Origin of the sequence: Salinispora tropica CNB-440, assembly GCF_000016425.1 — a bacterium.
Classification (GTDB): domain Bacteria; phylum Actinomycetota; class Actinomycetes; order Mycobacteriales; family Micromonosporaceae; genus Micromonospora; species Micromonospora tropica.
Map to the genome: position 1 here is coordinate 3490254 of NC_009380.1, position 19853 is coordinate 3510106.

Here is a 19853-nt window from a genome sequence, read left to right on the forward strand (position 1 = left end):
GCTCGCCGCTACCGTGGGCTCGCCATCGACGCGCCACGCGCCCGGTGCAGGTCCAGCAGCCGCTGGCGGGCCGACTCGTCCTCGGCGGCCTGGGCGGCGGTCCAGGCAAGCGCGACGGCGCCCTGCAGCAGCGCCCGATCAGCCCCGGGGGCCACACAGGCCGCGGCGAACTCGGGCTGATGGTTCACGGCGTCGCCGCTGTCGATCCCGATGCTCGGGTGCAGGCTGGGCAGGGCGCGACTCACATTGCCCATGTCGGTGCTGCCGGTGGGCATCTCCCGCTCCTGCTCCGGGGAGACCAGCGGGCGTCCCAGCTCGGTCGCCGCCGACCGGTAGGCCTCGGACAGGAAGGGGTCGTGCACCAGTTCCGCGTAGGCGGGGGTGGCGCCGACCTCGTGGGTGCAGCCGCTGCCGACGGCACCCGCGGCGAAGCAGGCCCGGATCCGCGATTCCAGCCGACTCAGGGACTCCATGTCGGCTGCCCGGAGGTTGTAGCGGGCACGGGTGTGCGCCGGGACCACGTTCGGTACGTCGCCGCCGTGGGTGACGATGCCGTGCACCTGTTGGCGCGGCTCGAAGTGCTGGCGCCCGACCCCCACGGCGACCTCGGCGATGGTCAACGCGTCCGCGGCGTTGACGCCCAGCTGTGGTGCGAGCGCGGAGTGGGACTCCCGCCCGGTGTAGGTGACCTCCAACTCGACCAGTGCCAGCGGGCGAGGAGCACAGTTGTCCTCGGGCGCGGGGTGGACCAGCATGGCCATCGAGACCGCGTCGAAGACCCCGGCCTCCAGCAGAGTGATCTTGCCGCCCCCGTCCTCCTCGGCGGGCGTGCCCACCACGACGACCGTGAGGTCGAGCTCCGCCGCCACCTCGCGCAACGCCAGGGCCGCGCCGACCGAGGAGGCGGCGATGATGTTGTGTCCGCAGGCATGACCGAGCCCCGGCAGCGCGTCGTACTCGGCGCACAACCCGACCACCAGCGGACCGTCACCGAATCGGGCGGTAAAGGCGGTGTCGAGGCCACCGACTCCGACGTCGACCGCGAAGCCCTCGTCGCGCAGCAGGCCGCTCACCTTGGCCGCGCTGCGATGCTCCCGGAACGCCGTCTCCGGCTCCGCGTGCAGGCTGCGCGACAGGGCGAGCAAGCGCTCCTCGGCTTGGTCAACAGCATCCGCACACCGACGTCGGACCTCGGGGCTGAGCCTCATCCGCCGCATGTTCCCTCCCGTCGCACCGGCCGAGCCGCGGTGACGTACCCGGCTCCTCACGTTCCTACCCGAGCCGGCAACCGAAAGCGAGACCAGTCAGGAGACTCGAGATGGCAGCACTGACCTGGACGGTGCCAGCCGGGCGAGGAGAGTTGACCGTCGAGACCGTACCGTGGGCGCTGCTCCGCAGCACCGGCTTTCCGGTCCAGTTGGTGGCGGGGCTCGCCACCGCGACCCTCATCGCCGCGGCCGACCGGGTGTTCGCCGCAGAGCAGGAGGTCGAGGCGGCGCGCGTCCACTTTCTGCACGAATGCTGGCCCGTCGCGCGCGAGGCTGTCCGGGAGCTCGAGCCCCGTCAGCGATCCCTGCGCGCGTTGCAGAGCTGTCGGCGCCGGGTGGAGGCGGGAGCACGGCTGGACGAGCGGGGCATCGAGATTCTGACGGCCACCGGACTACCGCAGTGGGCTTCGCGGTGGAACACCCTGGTCGACGCCCACACCGAACACCTGGCGACCGTCCGCGCAGAGTTCGACGGGGCACTGCACCAGGCTCGGCTACACACCGCGACGACCGCCAACTCCGATGCCTTCCGGCACGCCGTGTTCGTGTCGAACCCGGGCTTCTTCCACTCCGCGCTGCGGACGCCGCCGATGGCGCACCCCAGCTGGGACAGTTCGGCGGTGGGCACCGACCCACCGCGCGCGCTGCGCCGCCGGCTCGACACCGTGCATCGCTACCTTCGCCGCTTCGCCACCAAATGCGAAACCGTCTCATTCTTTGGGCCGGTGCTGTTCAGCAAGCTTCGCCCGGAACAGGACCAGCCGGTCCAGGTCGGGACACCCGCGCCCGAGCGCATCGTGGTGGAGGCCAGCGCCTGGCTGGTCGAACAGCTCCGTGAGCAGGCTGTTGGTCAGACTCCACTGCGTACCCAGCGCGCCTGGCCCAGCCCCCTGTTCCGCCAGCCGGGCCCGGAGCACGTGCTGGAACGGGTTGTGGACGGCCGCCGCTTCACCGTCGCCGCCGCCGCGCTGGCCCTGTGGCAGGCGGCAGCGGCCAGCCCCGGAGCTCACCTGGCCGACCTGCTGGCCGCCACCGGGACGATGGATCAGTCCGACGAACGCCTGGCACGGCTGGTACGCGCGCTGGGGCCGGCGCTGACCGTCTCGCCCTGGCGTCTCCCGGCCACCGAGCTCCACGCGTTGACCCGGCTCGCCGGGGAGCACCCCACAGCCACGGTCGTCGAACTCGCCGACTGCCGGGACAGGTACGCCCAGGCCGGGTGGCCGGACCGCGCCCCGCATCTCACCGCGGCGCAGCAGGCCAGTGCCCGGGCCGGCGGGGACGCCTCCCGCAACGGTGGACAGCACTACGCCGATCGGGAACTGTTCCACGAGGACAGGTCCAGTCCGTTGAGCGAGCAGGTCAGCCTCGGAGCGCCCATCGTTGACCGGATCCGTCAGGTCACCGAGGCCGTCTTCCCCCTGACTTTCCTGGCCGCCCTCCTCGCCCGCGAGGACGCCCGGGACGCGCTGTGTACCGCACTGCGGGGCACGTCGGCCCCGCTCGCGGCCCTCGCCGCCCGGGAGATTCCCGCCCGTACGGACCGGCGGGACCACCTGGATTCCATCCTGCACGAACTGACCACGAAGGCCGTCGGCGACCTGGCAGCGGTCGCCGACCGTCCGCCGGTCGTCGAACTCGACCCACACGTACTCGCCGATGCCCTCGCCCCGTTGTGGGAGACGGTCTCCCTCGACCCGGACGACGCCTGTCTGCCCAGCCCTGACCTGATGGTCGCCGGCCCGGACCCCGCCACCGCCACCTGGGTGCTCTCGGAGCTGCACGACGATTGCAGCTCCATCTTCGGCGGACTGGAGCGACCCCTGCACAGTGACCCGGACGGGCTGTGGGCGGACTTCGTGGCGCGGGTCGAACAGGCGGTTTCGCCACGGACGGCCGCGACGATCGTCTCCCGCCGCCGCAGCGCCCACGTCACCCCGGAGCTACCAGGGGTGGCGATCGAACTCAGTGGCCTGTCGAGTAAGGACCGCACCGAGGTGGTGCCGATCGCCGAGGCCCACGTCCCCGCCACGGCGGACGCCGTCCTGGTCGATGGCGAACGTCGGCTGCTGTGGCCGGGAGACCTCTCCTCCACCCTGCACCGGGCCCTTTCCCGTCCGGCGCTCGGCCCGATCTCGATCGACCTCGGCACCTACACGCCGCGGATCGTCGTCGCCGGGGTCGTACTGCAACGCGCCCGGTGGCGGGTGCGTCTCCCGGAACGAGCCGACGACGCGTACGGGCAGTGGTTGGCACTCCATCGCATCCGGGCACAGCACCGACTGCCGCGCCACGTCTATGTCCGGCATCCCGCCGAACCGAAGCCGCTGTACGTCGACTTCGCCGACCCGATGGCGGTGCTCGACCTCGCCCGTCTCGCCCCGGCCGACGTCGTGGTCTCCGAAATGCTGCCCACGCCCGAGCAGCTGTGGTGGCGTCCCGACGACCAACCGCACTGCGCGGAGCTCCGCCTCGGCACAGTGCTGCGGCCTACGGCCTCGGCCCACGTGGACGAGGACGACGACGCCATCCCCCATCACCCGTAACCACCTCCAGCGACAAGGAGAAAGCCGTGACCGAACAGACCGACCTCACCGCCCGAGTCCGGGACGCCTACGACAAGTCCGCTGACCAGTACGATTCCGCCGGCCAACTCCTCTTCCACCCACTGGGCAAAACGGTCGCCGACCTGCTGGAGCTCAAGCCGGGCGAGCGGGTGCTCGACCTCGGCTGCGGTCGTGGCGCCTGCCTGTTTCCGATCGCCGCCCAGGTCGGTACCGAGGGTTTCGTGCTCGGCATCGACCAGGCACCCGGCATGGTGGAGGCGTGTGGGGCCGACCTTGAGGCCCGCGGACTGGCCGACCGGGCGCAGGTGCGGCTCGGTGACGTCCAGAGCTTCACCGTTGACCGGCCCTTCGACGCGATCAGCGCCGGCATGGTTCTGTTCCTGCTACCGGCACCGCAGCAGGCGTTGGCCGCTGCCGCGGCGGCGCTGCGCAGCGGTGGACGGCTGGTCGCGACGACCTTTCCGACGGAGAACGGCCGACTCGCCGCCGGCTGGGAGTCGGCGGAGATTCTCGCCGAGGTGTTGTCCACCTATCTCCCGGAGGGCGTCGACGATCCATGGCAGCTTGTCCTCGGTCTCAACGGACCGCTGGTCTCCGAGGAGTCAACCGCCAGCGCGGTCCTGACGGCGGGCTTCACCGATGTCGACATTCGTCACATAGCAGCGAAGTCCCGATTCGAGTCGATCGACGACTACCTCGCCTGGACCTGGACGGTCACCCCGCGCATGCTGTGGGAACTGGTGCCGCCGGAGCGGCGGACCGAGGCCACCAACGCGGCCCGGACCGCGTTGCGGAGCCTGGCGGGTTCCGACGGTTCGCTGGTGTTCTCCTGCCCGACCCGGACCATTCGCGCCGTCCGTTAACCGGCGCCGTCCGTTAACCGGCGCCGTCCGCTAGCCGATGTCGTCCGCTAGCCGACGTCGTCTGCCCACACCGACCTACCCCAGAGCACGAAGCCGAAAGGTACGAAGACATGCGTAGCGAGTTGATCCGACCGCTGTCCGAGCTGCTCGGCGAACACGCCGTCCGGCGCGGAGACAAGATCGCCTTCGCCGACGGTAAGCGTGGCGTCAGCTACGCCGACCTCGACCGGCGGACCGCTCGACTGGCCGGACACCTGGCCGCCCTGGGGTTGGAGACCGGTGGGCGAGCCGTGATCCTGATGGGCAACAGCGTCGAGGCGGTGGAGAGCAGCCTTGCGGTGATCCGGGCGGGCGGCATCGCGGTACCGCTCAACCCACAATCCTCCACGGCTGAGATCGACCACCTTCTCGACGATGCCGAACCGACGGTCATCGTGTGTGACCCGGCCCGCTTCGGCCAGGTGGTCCGGCGGCACCACCCGGGTCGACCACCACGGGTCATCCGTACCGGCGAGGCCGAAGCCGAGGAAGACGCCGCAGCAGAGACGGTGCGGTACGAGGAGTTGATGGGCACCGAGCCGAGCGGACCGGCTCCCGACGAGGCTGCGCTGGATGCCCCGGCGTGGATGCTCTACACGTCGGGGACCACCGGTCGGCCAAAGGGGGTGCTGTACTCGCTGCGCAGTTCGTTGTGGCTGGTCGCGGCGGGGCATGAGCCGGTGCTGGGGCTGTCGGAGCAGGATCGTCTGTTGTGGCCGATGCCACTGTTCCACGGGCTCGGGCAGAACCTGTGCGTGCTGGGGGTCACGGCGGTCGGCGCGAGTGCGCGGCTGATGAGCGGCTTCGCACCGTCCGAGGTCCGCGACCTCCTGCGCGAGGAGGCCATCACGTTCCTGGCCGGGGTGCCGACCACCTACCACTACCTGCTGGACCAGGTCACCGACGCCACCACCGACCTCTCCGCGCTACGACTAGGTTTCGTGGCGGGATCGGCGAGCGGTGCCGCGTTGGGCAGCCGCTTCGAGGAGGCGTTCGGTGTTCCCCTGGTGGACCAGTACGGGTCCTCCGAAACCGGTGCCATCACCTCGAACCGGCCGTTCGGGGAGCGGGTCCCCGGCTCCGTCGGGCCACCGCTCCCCGGCGTGGACATCCGCCTGGTCGACCCCGACACCGGCCAGGACGTGCCCACCGGGAAGGAGGGCGAGGTCTGGGTCGCCGGACCGAACCTCATGCTCGGATACCACGGGCAGCCCGATGCCACCGCCGCTGTCCTGCGCGACGGCTGGTACCGCACCGGTGACCTTGGGCGGCGGGACGCCCTGGGGCACCTGACCCTGACCGGCCGACGCAAGGAGCTGATCATCCGTGGTGGCGAGAACATCCACCCCGTCGAGGTCGAGGAGGTACTGCGTACCGCCGCCGGGGTAGCCGACGTGGCGGTGGGTGCCGAGCCCCACGACGTGCTCGGTGAGGTGCCGGTGGCCTATCTGGTGCCCGGCCCCGAAGGCGTGGACGCGGCGACGGTCTTCGCGCACTGCCGGCGGCTGCTCTCCTTCTTCAAGGTTCCCGACAGGCTCTACACGATCGAACGCGTCCCCCGGACCAGCACGGGCAAGATCACCCGGCACCTGCTGGCAGAGGCGGACCCCCAACTGCTGGGCGTAGCCACCCCGGACGGCGAGGCCGGCGAGGCCGCGCCGATCGACGGTACGGCGTGGGCAGCGCAGTTGCGGGAGTTGCCGCCAAGCGAGCGCACCCGGAGCGTCCTGGAGCTGGTTCGCAGCGAGGTAGCCCGCGCCGTGGGTCTCGACTCTGCCGAACAGATCCGACCCGACCAGCCCTTCGTCGACCTCGGGCTCGGTTCCCTCGCCGTCGTCGGGGTTGGTCAGCGGCTCTGCGCCCGAGTCGGGCTACGGCTTCCGGCGACCGTCGTGTTCGACCATCCGACGCCCACCGCCCTTGCGGCCCGGCTGGTCGCCGAGGTGAGCGGAACGCGTGCGCCGGCCGAAGGCACCCACGCTCCGGACCGGGCTGGTGCCGACGAGCCGATCGCGATCGTCGCGATGGCCTGCCGATTCCCCGGCGAAGTCGAGGATCCGGACCAACTCTGGGCCATGATCGCCGAAGGACGCGACGCCACCTCAGAGCTGCCGGACGACCGGAACTGGCCGCTGGACACCCTCATCGACCCGAACCCGGACCACCTCGGCACCAGCTACGTATCCCGGGGCGGGTTCATCTCCGACCCCGCCGGCTTCGACGCCGCCTTCTTCGGGATCAGCCCGCGGGAGGCGACCGCGATGGACCCGCAGCAGCGGGTACTCCTGGAGATCGCCTGGGAGGCGTTCGAGCGTGCCGGAATCGATCCCACCCGGGTGGCTGGCTCCCCGACCGGCCTCTTCATCGGCACGAAGGGGCAGACGTACAGTTCCCTCGCCGCGCCGGCCTCGGAGTACGAGGGCTACCTGGGCTTCGCCACCTCGGGCAGTGTGCTGTCTGGACGCGTCGCCTACACCCTCGGGTTGGAAGGTCCGGCCATCACGGTGGACACCGCCTGCTCGGCGTCGTTGGTGGCGCTCCACCTGGCGTGTCAGTCGCTGCACGCCGGGGAGTCCCGCCTCGCCCTCGCCGGTGGGGTCACCGTGATGGCCACCCCCGACGATCTGATCACGTTCAGCCGTCAGCGTGGCCTCGCCGTGGATGGCCGGGTCAAGGCGTTCGCCGCAGCAGCAGACGGTACCGCCTTCGGCGAAGGTGCGGGGGTGGTGCTCCTGGAGCGCCTCTCGGACGCGCGCCGGGCGGGGCGGAAGGTGCTCGCCGTCATCCGGGGCAGCGCGGTCAACCAGGACGGCACGTCGAACGGGCTCACCGCCCCCAACGGCCAGGCCCAGCAACGGTTGATCCGTCAGGCACTCGCCGCCGCCCGGCTCGGTCCCGCCGACATCGACCTGGTCGAGGCGCACGGCACGGGAACCGCGCTCGGTGACCCCATCGAAGCCGAGGCGATTCTGGCCACCTACGGGCAGGGGCGGGCGCCGGAGCAACCGGTATGGCTCGGATCAGTCAAGTCCAACATCACCCACACCCAGGCGGCTGCCGGCACTGCCGGTCTCATCAAGATCGTGCAGGCGATGCGCCACCGGACTCTCCCGGCCACGCTCAACGTTGACCAACCGTCGCCGCACGTCGACTGGACCTCCGGCCAGGTACGCCTGGCGACCGAGCCCCGGCCCTGGCAGGTGGCCGGCCGGCCCCGGCGGGCCGGGGTCTCCGCCTTCGGGATCAGCGGCACCAATGCGCATGTCATCGTGGAAGAGAGCCCGGTCGAGCCGCCGGTGTCGGCGAGCGTTGACGAGTCCCGGAGCCCCGCCGCCGTTCCCTGGCTGCTCTCCGCCAGGTCGCCGGTGGCGCTGCGGACGCAGGCTGCCCGGCTGGCCTCGATGACGCGCTCCGCGCCCGAGCTCAGCCCGGCGGCCGTGGGCCGCGCGCTGGCTCGCTCGCGCGCGGGCCTGGACCATCGGGCGACCGTGGTGGGTACGGAGACCAAGCAACTCCTGGCGGGCCTGGAGGCCCTCGCCTCGGGCACGCCGGCGGCCGGGCTGACGACGGCACGCGCGGTGCCCGACCGGGCCGTCGCTGTGCTCTTCACCGGCCAGGGCGCGCAGTACCCGGGCATGGGCCGCCACCTTTACGACAGCTTCGACGTCTTCGCCGCCGCGCTGGACGAGGTCTGTCAGTTTCTGGCACCGGAGGTACGGCCGGCCCTGCTGGCGCCGGCCGGGACGCCGGATGACGAGTCGATCCACCAAACCGGTCTCGCCCAGCCCGCCCTCTTCGCCCTGGGGGTCGCCCAATTCGCCCTCCTGCGCTCCTGGGGGGTACACCCGAGCGTGCTCGCTGGGCACTCCATCGGCGAGATCACCGCGGCACACGTGGCCGGGGTACTCTCGCTGCCGGATGCGGCCCGCCTGGTCAATGCCCGGGGCGCCCTGATGCAGGCGCTGCCCCCGGGCGGGGCGATGCTCGCGGTGAAGGCCACCGAGGAGGAGATACTGCCCCTGCTCTCCGGGGAGGAGTCGCGGATCGGAATCGCCGCGATCAACGCGACCCGGTCGGTCGTCGTCTCGGGCGACGAAGAGGCCGTGACCTCGCTCGCCACCCGGCTGGCCGAACACGGGCATCGGGCCACGCGCCTCCGGGTGAGCCATGCCTTCCACTCTGCTCACATGGACCCCGTCCTCGACGACTTCCGCGCCGTCGCGGAGTCGCTGGCCTACCAGCGACCCACCATTCCGATCGTCTCCACCATGACCGGCGTGGCCGCAGGCGCGGAGCTGCTCACACCGGGGTACTGGGTCGAGCAACTCCGCCAGCCGGTTCGCTTCGCGCCAGCGGTACGCGCAATTCGTACGCAGGGCACCGACACCTTCGTCGAACTCGGTCCCGACGGAGTACTGACCGCGCTGGTGCGGGAGACCCTCGGCGCGGACGAGCACCACGCGGTGCCGTTCTGCCGTCGTGGCCGGTCGGGTGCCGAGGCCGCTGCCCTGGGCGCCCTGCACGCCCTCGGTGTCCCGGTGGAGTGGGAGGGCTTCTTCCCACCGACCGACGAACCCGAGGTCGACCTGCCCACCTACCCGTTCCAACGACGGCGCTACTGGCTCCCACCCACCGCCGTGCCGTCGCCCACCAGGCCGGGTCCGGCCCTCCGCGAGCGGGTCGGTGGGGCCGACTCGTCCCGCCTCGGAGCGGCCACCGAACGGTCAACGGGAACCGTGCCGTCGGCCGGCGCCACCCCGGCAGTCGACGCCGCGCAGTTGGCGGGGGCCATGCTCGCAGCTCGGCTCGGTGCCTTGGACGAGGAGGAGCAGTTCCTGCACCTGGTCCAGACCGTCACGGCTCTGGTCGCCGCCGTTCTCGGTCACGCAGACCCGGACGAAATCGATCCAGACGCGTCCCTGCTGGATCTGGGCTTCGACTCCCTCACCGCGGTGGAGCTGCGAAACCAGATCCGCGACCTCAGTGGGGTCAACCTCCCCGCCTCGCTGGTCTTCGAATTCCCCACCGTGGCAGTCCTCGCCGATCACCTGCTGAGCCGGGTGCTCCGCGCGGCCGACGACGACGAGGACCGGGTGGACTTCGCTGCCGAGGTAACCCTGGCCGCGGACATCGTCTGCGCGGATGAGGTCATCACCGCCGTCACCGAGCCTCGCGAGGTCCTCCTCACCGGAGCGACCGGCTTCCTCGGCGCCTTCCTGCTCCGCGACCTGATGCGGAGCACGAACGCCGTGGTGCACTGCCTCGTGCGGTCCACCGACGAGAAGCCGGCGCCAGACCGGCTGCGGGACAACCTCCAGTGGTACCAGCTCTGGGACGAGATCGATCCGAACCGGTTGTCCGTGGTGGTCGGCGACCTGGCCGCTCCGAGGTTCGGCCTGTCGGAGCAGCGGTACGACGAGTTGTCCCGCCGGGTCGATACGGTCTACCACGCGGCTGCCACCGTCAACGGTCTCTACCCCTACTCCTCGCTGAAGGCAACGAACGTGACCGGCACCGAGGAGATACTGCGGCTGGCCGCACGGCATCGCAGCGTTCCGGTCCACCACGTGTCGTCCACGGGCGTCTTCTCCGCCGAGGTCGTACCCGGTGTCGCCCTGAAGTCGACCGACCCGCCGGGGCCCGCCGCGGCGCTCTCCTCCGGGTACCGACAGACCAAACTGGTCGCGGAGCAGATCATTGAGATCGCCCGGGAACGCGGGCTACCGGTGTCGATCTACCGGGTCGACGAGATCTCCGGCGACTCGGAGCAGGGCCGCTGCCAGACGCACGACTTCGTGTGGCTGAGCATGAAGGGCATCCTGCAGGCGGAGGCGGTTCCGACCGACCCGGCCGGCATCTTTCACCTCGTGCCCGTCGACTACGTCAGCTCGGCGATCCTGAGGTTGTCCCGGAACGCAAACGCCGTCAACCACAACCATCACCTCGCCAACAGCACACACCTGCCGTTCGCCGAGATGACGGACGCACTGCGTGCCCGCGGCTATCGCCTCGACGAGTTGGGCTGGGACACCTGGGTCCGGCGAGTACGCTCCAACCCCGAGAACACCATGGTGGCGATGGTCGACAGCTTCGAGTCCACCATCTACAGCGGACGCAACCACTACCTGACGGTCGACACCTCCGAGACCCGCGCGTTGCTGGCCGGTAGTGGCGTCGACTGTCCGGCCATGACCCGGGACCTGTTCGAGAAGTACGTCGACTTCTTCGTCCGGGTGGGCTACTTCCCGCCGCCCGGCGGACACCAGACGACCGGCTCCGCGGGTGGTCGCCTCCACATCCGGCCGGCAACCACCGCCGACCTGCCGCGGCTGGCCCAGATCTGCTACGAGGCGTTCGAGGCCACCAACACCGCGCTGGGTCTACCACCCGAGTGGTCCTCGGAACAGGCGGTGCTGGAGATGCTCCAGGGACGACTCGCCTCACCGAGCTGTGTGAGTGAGGTGGCGGTTGATGCGACGGGATCGGTGGTGGGCTCCAACTTCCTGGTGCTGGGTGAGGAGGTAGCCGCCTTCGGACCGTTGAGCGTCGCCCCCGAGACACAGGGAGGCGGGGTGGGACGGATGCTGATGGAGTCGATAGTCGCCGCCAGCAACCGGCTTGGCTGCTCCTCCGTGCGGGCCGTCCAGGTCACCAACAACACGTCGGCCTACCGGCTGTACTCCTCGCTCGGCTTTGTGCCGCAGGAACAGCTCTCCCTCATGGTCGGGTACGTCCCACCGACTCCCGGCAACCTGGCGGGGTTCGAGGTGCGGCCCATGACCGAGGCGGATGTTGCCGGCTGCCAGACGCTGTACCGCAAGATCAACGGTCATTCCCGGGACAGCGAAATCCACATGGCAGCCAAGCGGGCGTTCGACTGGTCAATGCCGTACGTGGTGCTGGACAAGACCAACGGGGAGCTCTGCGGCTACACCACCGGCCTGGCCGACCTGGGTCACCTGGCGGCCACGTCAGAGGCGGCGGCGTGGGCGCTGTACGCCGGCGCGGGTGAGCTGATGCGCCGCCAGGATCCGCATGGCCTGGCTCCCCGGCTGCGCATCCCGGGCCGCCTGGCACCAGAGCTGCTCAGCTGGGCCGCCCGCACCCGCGGGGTCTCGCTGCTCCGTCTGGAGACGCTGATCTCGCTGGGCGGCTACACCCCACCCGAGGGCGGGGTGTCCTGCCCCGGGCTGTCCTACTGAGCCGCGCGAAAGCGGCCATATCCCTGCGTGACAGGCGTCGGGGCGGCTCGTGGAGCCGTCCCGACGAGCCCCGACAGGCCGCCCGGCGGGGAACACCCGGTGTCGACCCGATGCTCCCCGGCCCGCTCAACGGACCATGCTGCCGACGACCGGCTTCGTCAGCAGGGCCGACTGGTTGCGCTGGATGCCCGGGTCCAGCGTCTTGGCAACGAAGATCGCATGCCAGATGCAGAAGATCAGGACCGTCCAGACCTTGCGCGAGTGGTCGGCCTCCTCCCGCTTGTGCTCATCGAGCAGCCGTAGCGCGTACGGCAGGTCGATCAGGTCACCGGCACCGGAGGTGGCCAACATGTGCCGGGCCCACTCGTACATCTCACCCCGCAGCCACACCCGGGTCGGGGTCGGGAAGCCCAGCTTCCGGCGATTCACGATGGCCGGCGGGACCACCCCTTGTAGCGCCTGGCGCATCGCGTACTTGGTGGCGTCGGAACGTGGGGGCAGGCGGAGGTCGACCGGGATCTTCGACGCCACGTCGAAGACCGCCCGGTCGAGGAAGGGCACCCGCACCTCCAGCGAGTGCGCCATCGAGATCCGGTCGGCCTTGACCAGGATGTCGCCGCGCAGCCAGGTGTAGAGGTCCACGTACTGCATCTTGGTGACATCGTCGAGTTCGGTGCACTCGGCATAGATCGGGGCGGTGATGTCGGTGTAGCGCACCGAGGGGTCGTAGCGGCGCAGCAGGTGCTGCTTCTCCTCCTCGGTGAACATCCGGGCGTTGCCGTAGTAGCGCGCCTCGATCGGGGTGGTGCCGCGTTCCAGGAAGCTCTTGCCCTTGACCCCCTGCGGGATCGCCTTCGACACCGCCCGCAGCCCCTTCTGCACGCCGTCGGGCAGGCCGTTGACCGAGCTCAGGGAGAGCGGTTCCCGGTAGATGGTGTAGCCGCCGAAGAACTCGTCGGCACCCTCGCCGGAGAGCACCACCGTGACGTGTTCGGCGGCCTTACGCGCCACGAAGTAGAGCGGCACCAGCGCCGGGTCGGCGACCGGATCGTCCAGGTGCCAGACGATCTTCGGCAGCGCCGCTATCATGTCCTGCGGCCCGATCTTGGTGGGAATGGTGGTGACGTCGAGGTGGCGGGCCGACTCCTGGGCCACGTCGATCTCCGAGTAGCCGGGCACGTCGTAGCCGACCGTGAAGGTCAGAATGTTCGGGTTGAACTCCCGGGCCAGCGCCACCACCGCGGTGGAGTCGATCCCACTGGACAGGAACGAACCGACCGGGACATCCGAACGCATGTGAATCCGGACGCTGTCCCGCAGCGTCTCCCGGATCTCGTGGTAGAGCTTCTGCTCATCCGGCACCGGAGCGGGCCGGAACACCGGCCGGTACCACCGGCGGACATCGATTCGGCCGCCCGGCGTCCAGGTCAGGTACTCCCCCGAGCCGATCCGACGAACCCCCTGGTGCAGAGTTCCGGGCTCCGGCACGTACTGCAACGTCAGATAGTGGCTGAGGCTGGCCGTGTCGATGCCGGCGTCGCCCTGGTAGTTCGCCGGTGCGAACGGCAGCAGAGCCTTCTTCTCCGAGGCGAGGTAGAGGCCGTCGGCCGTCTCCAGATAGTGCAGCGGCTTGATCCCGAAGTAGTCGCGGGCACCGAAGGCGCGCCGCTCCTGCCGGTCCCAGACAACGAAGGCGAACATCCCCCGCAGCCGAGTGAGCACCTGCTCACCCCAGTAGTGGTAGCCGGCGACGATCACCTCACCGTCGCCGGAGGTGGCGAACTGCGCCCCGTAGTCGCGGGCCAGTTCCTCCCGCAGCTCGATGTAGTTGTAGATCTCGCCGTTGAAGGTCAGCAGGTAGCGCCCGTTGGCGTAGGGCAGCGGCTCGTGACTGGACGCCACATCGATGATCGCCAGCCGCTTGTGGGCGAACACGCCATCGGCATACTGGCCGGACGCGTCGCCGACAACCTCAACCCCAGTCTCGTCCGGGCCACGATGGTGCAGGCATTCCAACGCGTTGGCGATGTGGTCGCGGTGAGCCGCGGCATCCCCGCGCGCGCTGAAGAAGGCCAGGAGTCCGCACATGGTCGTCATCTTTTCACGCCCCCGTCGCGGCCGTGGCGGCCGTCTGCGCAACCAGCCTCAGCCACTGGCCCGGTCACGTCGGATACCGTCGGGACCAGCGACAACGCGAAGGGAGCGGAGATGACCGAGGAACACATCCACCGCGATCCGGGGGGCACGGAGTCGCATGATCCAAACTTCCCGGCGGCGCTCCTGGCGTTCATGCGGCAGGGCTGGCGGGACACCGCGCTGCCGGTCGTCCCGCACCCGGCGACACCCCACCACGCGAAACGTCGGGCTGCCCTCTCCGCGACCTTCCCGGGCGAGACCCTGGTGATCCCCACCGGCGGCGAGCAGGTACGCGCCAACGACACCGCCCACCGATTCCGTCCGGGAAGCGATTTCGCGTACCTGACCGGCGACCACGAGCCCGACAGTGTGCTCGTGCTCCGTCCGACCGTTTCCGGACATGAGCCCCTCCTCTACCTGCGGCCGCACGCGTCCCGGCAGAGCGACGAGTTCTTCCGGAGTCGACACGGCGAGCTGTGGCTCGGCCGGCGACGCACCCTCGCGGAGAAGTCGAGCGAGTTGGGCCTGCCCACCGCCGACCTCGCGGACCTGGACGCCGCCCTGGCCGACCTCGCCCCGGCCCGAACCCGGGTGCTGCGCGGCTTCGACTCCCGGGTTGATGCAGCCCTGCGCCCGTACGACGGCCGGCGGGAGCGGGGACAGCCGACCCGCGACCAGGAGCTGGCCAGCGCGATCTCCGAGCTGCGGCTGGTCAAGGACGAGTGGGAGATCGCCCAGCTCCAGGACGCGGTGGACGCCACGGTACGCGGCTTCGAGGATGTGGCGCGAGCACTGCCGGCCGACCGGGGAGTCTCCGAGCGGCTACTCGAGGGCATCTTCGCGCTGCGGGCCCGGCACGACGGAAACGACATCGGTTACGGCTCGATCGTCGGCGCCGCCGAGCACGCCACAATCCTGCACTGGGTACACAATCACGGCACCACCCGCCCAGGTGACCTGCTGCTGATGGACATGGGTGTGGAGAACGACCACCTCTACACCGCCGACGTGACCCGGGTGCTCCCGGTGAGCGGCCGGTTCACCGCGCTACAGCGTCAGGTCTACGACATCGTGTACGCCGCTCAGCAGGCCGGCATCGAGTTCATCCGGCCAGGCGTGGCGTTCAAGGACGTCCACCTGACCTGTATGCGGGTTCTCGCCGAGGGGCTGGCCGAGTTGGGCCTGCTTCCGGTGAGCGTGGACGAGGCGATGGACGAGACGTCGGCGGTGTACCGACGGTGGACCCTGCACGGCTTCGGGCACATGCTCGGCATCGATGTGCACGACTGCGCGAACTCGCGCAGTGCGATGTACCGCGACGGCACCCTGGGCGAGGGCTACGTGCTCACCGTGGAGCCGGGCCTGTACTTCCAGCCCGAGGACGAGTTGGTGCCGGAGGAGCTACGCGGCATCGGCGTCCGGATCGAGGACGACGTCCTGGTCACGGCGAACGGCACGGTGAACCTCTCCGCCGGGCTCCCCCGGACCGCTGACGACGTGGAAACCTGGCTGGCCAGGCAGCGGGAGGCAGGCCCGCGCCTGCCGGGCTGATCTCGCCGACCGACCCCGGCCGTACCGTTTCGTTTGGGCCCGTACGGTCCCAGGCGGAACCGGTGCGGCATTTCGCCTTATTGCGACTTCTATGTCTGTTTTGCCCTGTCGGTGGTACTCACTCCCACGTGACGCAAATCAGGTTCTTTTTCGCAAACATCCACTTCCGCGAAAGATCTTCTCATACGGTGAGCATCAGAGGCTACAACCCGATTTGTAGCAGTCCACACCGCCTTTAGATGGTGTGGACCGTCCAGTAGCTGAAAGGGCGGAATGCTCTGATGTCCACTGAGATCACAACTCCTGACGGCGGGGCCAACGTAGGCCCACCCAACCGAGGGCGGCAGACGCTCTGGGTCACTGCTGGCGTCGTCGGCTTGACCGGCGTCGTCGGACTCGCCGTCCTCGGCGGGATCGCCGCCCGAGACGACGAGAAGGCCGGGAGCGCCGGCCAGGCGGCGGCCCCAGCCGACGCAGGACCACGCGTCGACGCCGCCGGCGACACCTACAACGAGAGTGAGTGGAGTGGCAGCGAACGGAGCGGTCAGGACGACCGGCGGGCCACCGAGAAGCACCGTGAGAAGACCGTCCCGTGCAGTAGCGACAAGCTGATCCAGGCCATCCTCCACGCCAACCAGAACCGCGGCGGCGTGCTGACACTCGCCAAGGACTGCACCTACGAACTCACCCGCAGCAAGCAGGGCAACGGCCTGCCGGTGATCACGGAGCCGATCGTCCTCGCAGGCCACAACACCACAATTGCCCGGGCCGCCACCGCCGACCACTTCCGGATTCTCAACGTCGGGCGCGATGGTCACCTGACCCTCCGGGGAGTAACCGTCAAGAACGGCCGGACCGCGCCCCCGTTGCCTTTCCCGACGCCCGAGGCGGCACCGCTCCTCACCCTCTCGGCGCCGACGAACACGCCCCAGCCAGCCGCACCAACGGCGGCCGAGTCGGCGGCGACCGCCGCAGCGGTCGGCCCGTTCGTCGGTGGCGCGGGGATCTTGGTCCAGCGGGGCGGTCGGGCCGACATCGAGAAGAGCTCGATCAGATGGAACCAGACCGGCCACAACGGCGGCGGCATCGCCAACTACGGCACCACCACCATCGGGAAGTCCTCCGTCGAGAGCAACAGCGCCGCGGCCTTCGGCGGGGGGATCTTCAACGTCGGCGTTCTTCGGATCGAGGACTCGAAGATCGAGCAGAACGATGCCCGCCAGGGGGGTGGCGGGTTCGCCAACGGCTCGTTCCGCCCCGGGGTCAAGGGCGGCACCGTCTGGGTGTGGAAGAGCACAATCAACCACAACCACACCCAAGGCCTGGCCGGCGGCATCCTCGACCGCTCGGGTGAGATGAGTGTCACCCGCAGCCAGGTCACCGAGAACACCGCGGGTCGAGACGCCGGCGGAGTGCTTGGCGTCGATGGTTCCCAGCTGTACCTGGAGCAGGTGATGTTGGAGCGGAATGTCGCCATGGGCGTCGGGGGTGGCCTCGCGGTGGCCGCCGACGCGATCGCCGTCCTCCAGGAGAGCGCGCTCAAGCAGAATGTCGCCAACGGCGCGGGGGGCGGCGGCCTGTTCAACGCGCAGGCCTTCGTGACCCTGCGGGACAGCCAGGTCGCCCGGAACCGAGCAGTCGGTCCATTTGCGGTGGGCGGCGGGATCGTCAACGCCTTCGGCCAGGTTGACCTGGTGCGGAGCGCGGTGACCCAGAACGCCGCCACGACGCCGCCGGGCGGCATCTTCACCACGAACGACGGTGTCGACATCGACCGGAAGTCCGCGGTCAAGCAGAACCGACCAACGAACTGCCTGGGCAGCCCGGTTGTTCCGGAACGTTGCTTCGGCTGAGTTCCCCCTGAGAGCACCACCACATAGAGCGGGCTCCTCCGACCGTCGTACGGCCGGAGGAGCCCGCACCATCCTGGCGTCCGGAACCGCGCCGTCCGCGCCGTCTGCGATGTGATGCCCAGAAGTCCTACTACCTGCGGGGACCTGGCCCACACTGGCCCCAAGACCGACGCTCGTCCTGATCTAGCCATCTGCACCGCAAATGCGGACTTTTTTCGTATAAGCCCGCAAGGTGAGGATGATTCTCATACGGTGTTTCTGGGAGCTACAACCGATTTGTAGTAGGGACGCTGGCTTTGTGGTGCTGCGCCCCTGTCTGGTACGAGGAGAGGGCAGAGAGCTCCGATGTACAACTACCTACCGAAGAACAACGCGACCGACCCGGAGGCGACGTCGAAACGACGGCGCAAGCTCTGGCTCGCCAGCGGCGTCGCCGGTCTCACCGGCGTGGTCAGCATCGCCGCGGTCGGCCTTACCGGGGTCGGCGCCGGCGCCCAGGACATGGCATGGAACACCGCTCAGGTCACCAAGGACGGCGAACAGTCCGCCGACGACCGGGAGATGGGCCGCGAAGGCGACTGGGAAAGGGGCCGCGAAGGCGACTGGGGGAAGGGCCGCGAAGGCGACTGGGACAGCCGGCACGGACACCAAGGCCGCGAGAAGAAGCGCGGAAAGGAGGTGCCCTGCAAGACCGACAAGCTGATCCAGGCGATCATCTACGCCAACAACAACCAGGGTGGCGTACTCAAGCTGGCCAAAGACTGCACCTACACGCTGACCCGTTCCGACGGCTTCGGCAACGGCCTGCCGGTGATCGAGGAACCGATCAAGCTCATCGGCCACAACACCAAGATTGTCCGGGACAGCCAGGCCGAGTTCTTCCGGATCCTCAACGTCGGTCGCGGCGGACAGCTGAAGGTCGAGGGCCTGTCCATCAAGGGCGGCAAGACCCTGGAAGTCGAGCAGGGCGAGAACACGCCCGAGGCAGTGTGGGCGCGCTTCTCAAACTCGGTCGCGGCGGGTGAGGCGGCCCAGGCTGGCCAGCCGTACCTACCGCTGTTGCAGGGCGAGCCGCAGGCGGCGGACGCCGAGGCAACGACCCCCGCCGAAGCGGCCAGCCCCAGGGCCAACACCGAGACCCCCGCCGAGGCAGCGCAGACATCACAGTGGTCAAACGGCGCGGCGAACGGGAACGGCGCCGCCATCGGTAACGGTGCCGCCAACCGTGCAGCCGCCGCCAACGGTGCAGCCGCCGGCAACGAGAACGGTGCCACGGACTGGAGCGGAAACGGCGCCGCCAACGGTGCAGCCGCCGCCAACGGTGCAGCCGCCGGCAACGAGAACGGTGCCACGGACTGGAGCGGAAGCGGCGCCGCCAACGGTGCAGCCGCCGCCAACCGTGCAGCCGCCGGCAACGAGAACGGTGCCACGGACTGGAGCGGAAACGGCGCCGCCAACGCGGACAACGCCGCCGATGCGGCCAACGTTCTTCAGGACGAGAATCTCAGCGACGGCGCCGGTGTCCTGGTGCAGGCGGGCGGTTCCGCCGAGTTCGAAAAGTCCCACGTGGAGCACAACCTCGCGGGTGGACTCGGGGGTGGGATCGCCAACTTCGGCAAGACCAGCCTCTACCACACCACCGTGGCCGACAACCACGCCTTCCAATTCGGTGGCGGCATCTTCAACGCCGGAATGCTGAAAATCTCCTCGTCGAGGGTGAAGGACAACGGCGCCATCATCGGCGGTGGCGGCATCTCCAACGGAGCGGCACTCGTCGACGGTGAGGACACCGACGCCGGCACGGTCCGGATCGAGAAGGCCGAGATCACCGCCAATGAGACGCTCGGCTTCGGTGGTGGCCTGCTCGACATCGGGGGCGACACCACGATCACGCAGTCGAAGATCACCAGCAACCTGGCGCTCCTCGCCGGTGGTGGCATCGCGGCGGTCGGGCAGAGCAACCTCTACCTGAAGGAGACAGAGGTCGCCAAGAACACCACCACCGGTGCCGGCGGCGGCTTGGCCCTGGTGCTCGGTGCCATCGTCAACGTGGACAAGAGCAAGGTCCTGGACAACAAGGCCGTTACCTTCGGCGGCGGTGTGTTCAACGTCCTCAGCGCGGTCACCTTCCGGAACAGCTCGGTCTCCGGCAACCTGGCCGCTGTCTCCGGCGGCGGGATCTTCAACGTCGCGGGAGCGGTTGACCTGACCGCCTCCAAGGTGACGAAGAACCGCTCCACCTTCGAGCCGGGTGGCGTGTTCAGCGCACTGGGCGAGGTTACGGTGGACAACAAGTCCGCGATCAAGGGCAACGACCCGACCAACTGCCAGGGCAGTGTCGACGAGATCGAGAACTGCTTCGGCTGATCGACCA

8 protein-coding genes are annotated in these 19853 nt (G+C 69.5%); 6 read left to right on the forward strand and 2 right to left on the reverse strand.

The genetic code is table 11. The features are described from left to right. Positions 1–8: 8 nt before the first annotated feature. Positions 9–1217 carry a M20 family metallopeptidase gene (locus tag STROP_RS15285; protein WP_012014268.1) on the reverse strand — a complete coding sequence of 403 codons (1209 nt, stop codon included), beginning with the start codon at positions 1215–1217 and terminating at the stop codon, positions 9–11. A 101-nt stretch (positions 1218–1318) separates the two neighbouring features. Here STROP_RS15285 and STROP_RS15290 point away from each other — a divergent pair, with 101 nt between their 5' ends. The 3 genes from STROP_RS15290 (at position 1319) to STROP_RS15300 (ending at position 11939) form a co-directional block, all read left to right on the forward strand. Then, positions 1319–3814, forward strand: a complete 2496-nt coding sequence (locus STROP_RS15290) for a lantibiotic dehydratase family protein (RefSeq protein ID WP_012014269.1) — start codon at positions 1319–1321, stop codon at positions 3812–3814. 26 nt (positions 3815–3840) lie between these two features. Continuing rightward, positions 3841–4698, forward strand: a complete 858-nt coding sequence (locus tag STROP_RS15295) for an SAM-dependent methyltransferase (protein ID WP_012014270.1) — start codon at positions 3841–3843, stop codon at positions 4696–4698. A gap of 110 nt (positions 4699–4808) precedes the next feature. Next, positions 4809–11939, forward strand: coding sequence for a type I polyketide synthase (locus STROP_RS15300; RefSeq protein WP_012014271.1), 7131 nt, complete (start codon positions 4809–4811; stop codon positions 11937–11939). A 126-nt stretch (positions 11940–12065) separates the two neighbouring features. Here the strand turns inward: STROP_RS15300 and asnB are convergent, their stop codons facing one another. Continuing rightward, positions 12066–14027 (reverse strand): asparagine synthase (glutamine-hydrolyzing), encoded by a 1962-nt coding sequence (gene asnB / locus STROP_RS15305; RefSeq protein WP_012014272.1) that lies wholly within the window; start codon positions 14025–14027, stop codon positions 12066–12068. A gap of 120 nt (positions 14028–14147) precedes the next feature. On the opposite strand from asnB, the gene STROP_RS15310 reads away from it, so the two are divergent. From STROP_RS15310 to STROP_RS15320, 3 genes are all read left to right on the forward strand, one after another. After that, on the forward strand, positions 14148–15626 hold the full coding sequence (locus STROP_RS15310; RefSeq protein ID WP_012014273.1) for an aminopeptidase P family protein: 1479 nt from the start codon (positions 14148–14150) through the stop codon (positions 15624–15626). A 281-nt stretch (positions 15627–15907) separates the two neighbouring features. Continuing rightward, positions 15908–17479, forward strand: a complete 1572-nt coding sequence (locus STROP_RS15315) for a hypothetical protein (RefSeq protein WP_012014274.1) — start codon at positions 15908–15910, stop codon at positions 17477–17479. Between the two features lie 345 nt (positions 17480–17824). After that, positions 17825–19846 (forward strand): hypothetical protein, encoded by a 2022-nt coding sequence (locus tag STROP_RS15320; protein WP_012014275.1) that lies wholly within the window; start codon positions 17825–17827, stop codon positions 19844–19846. Positions 19847–19853 lie beyond the last annotated feature (7 nt).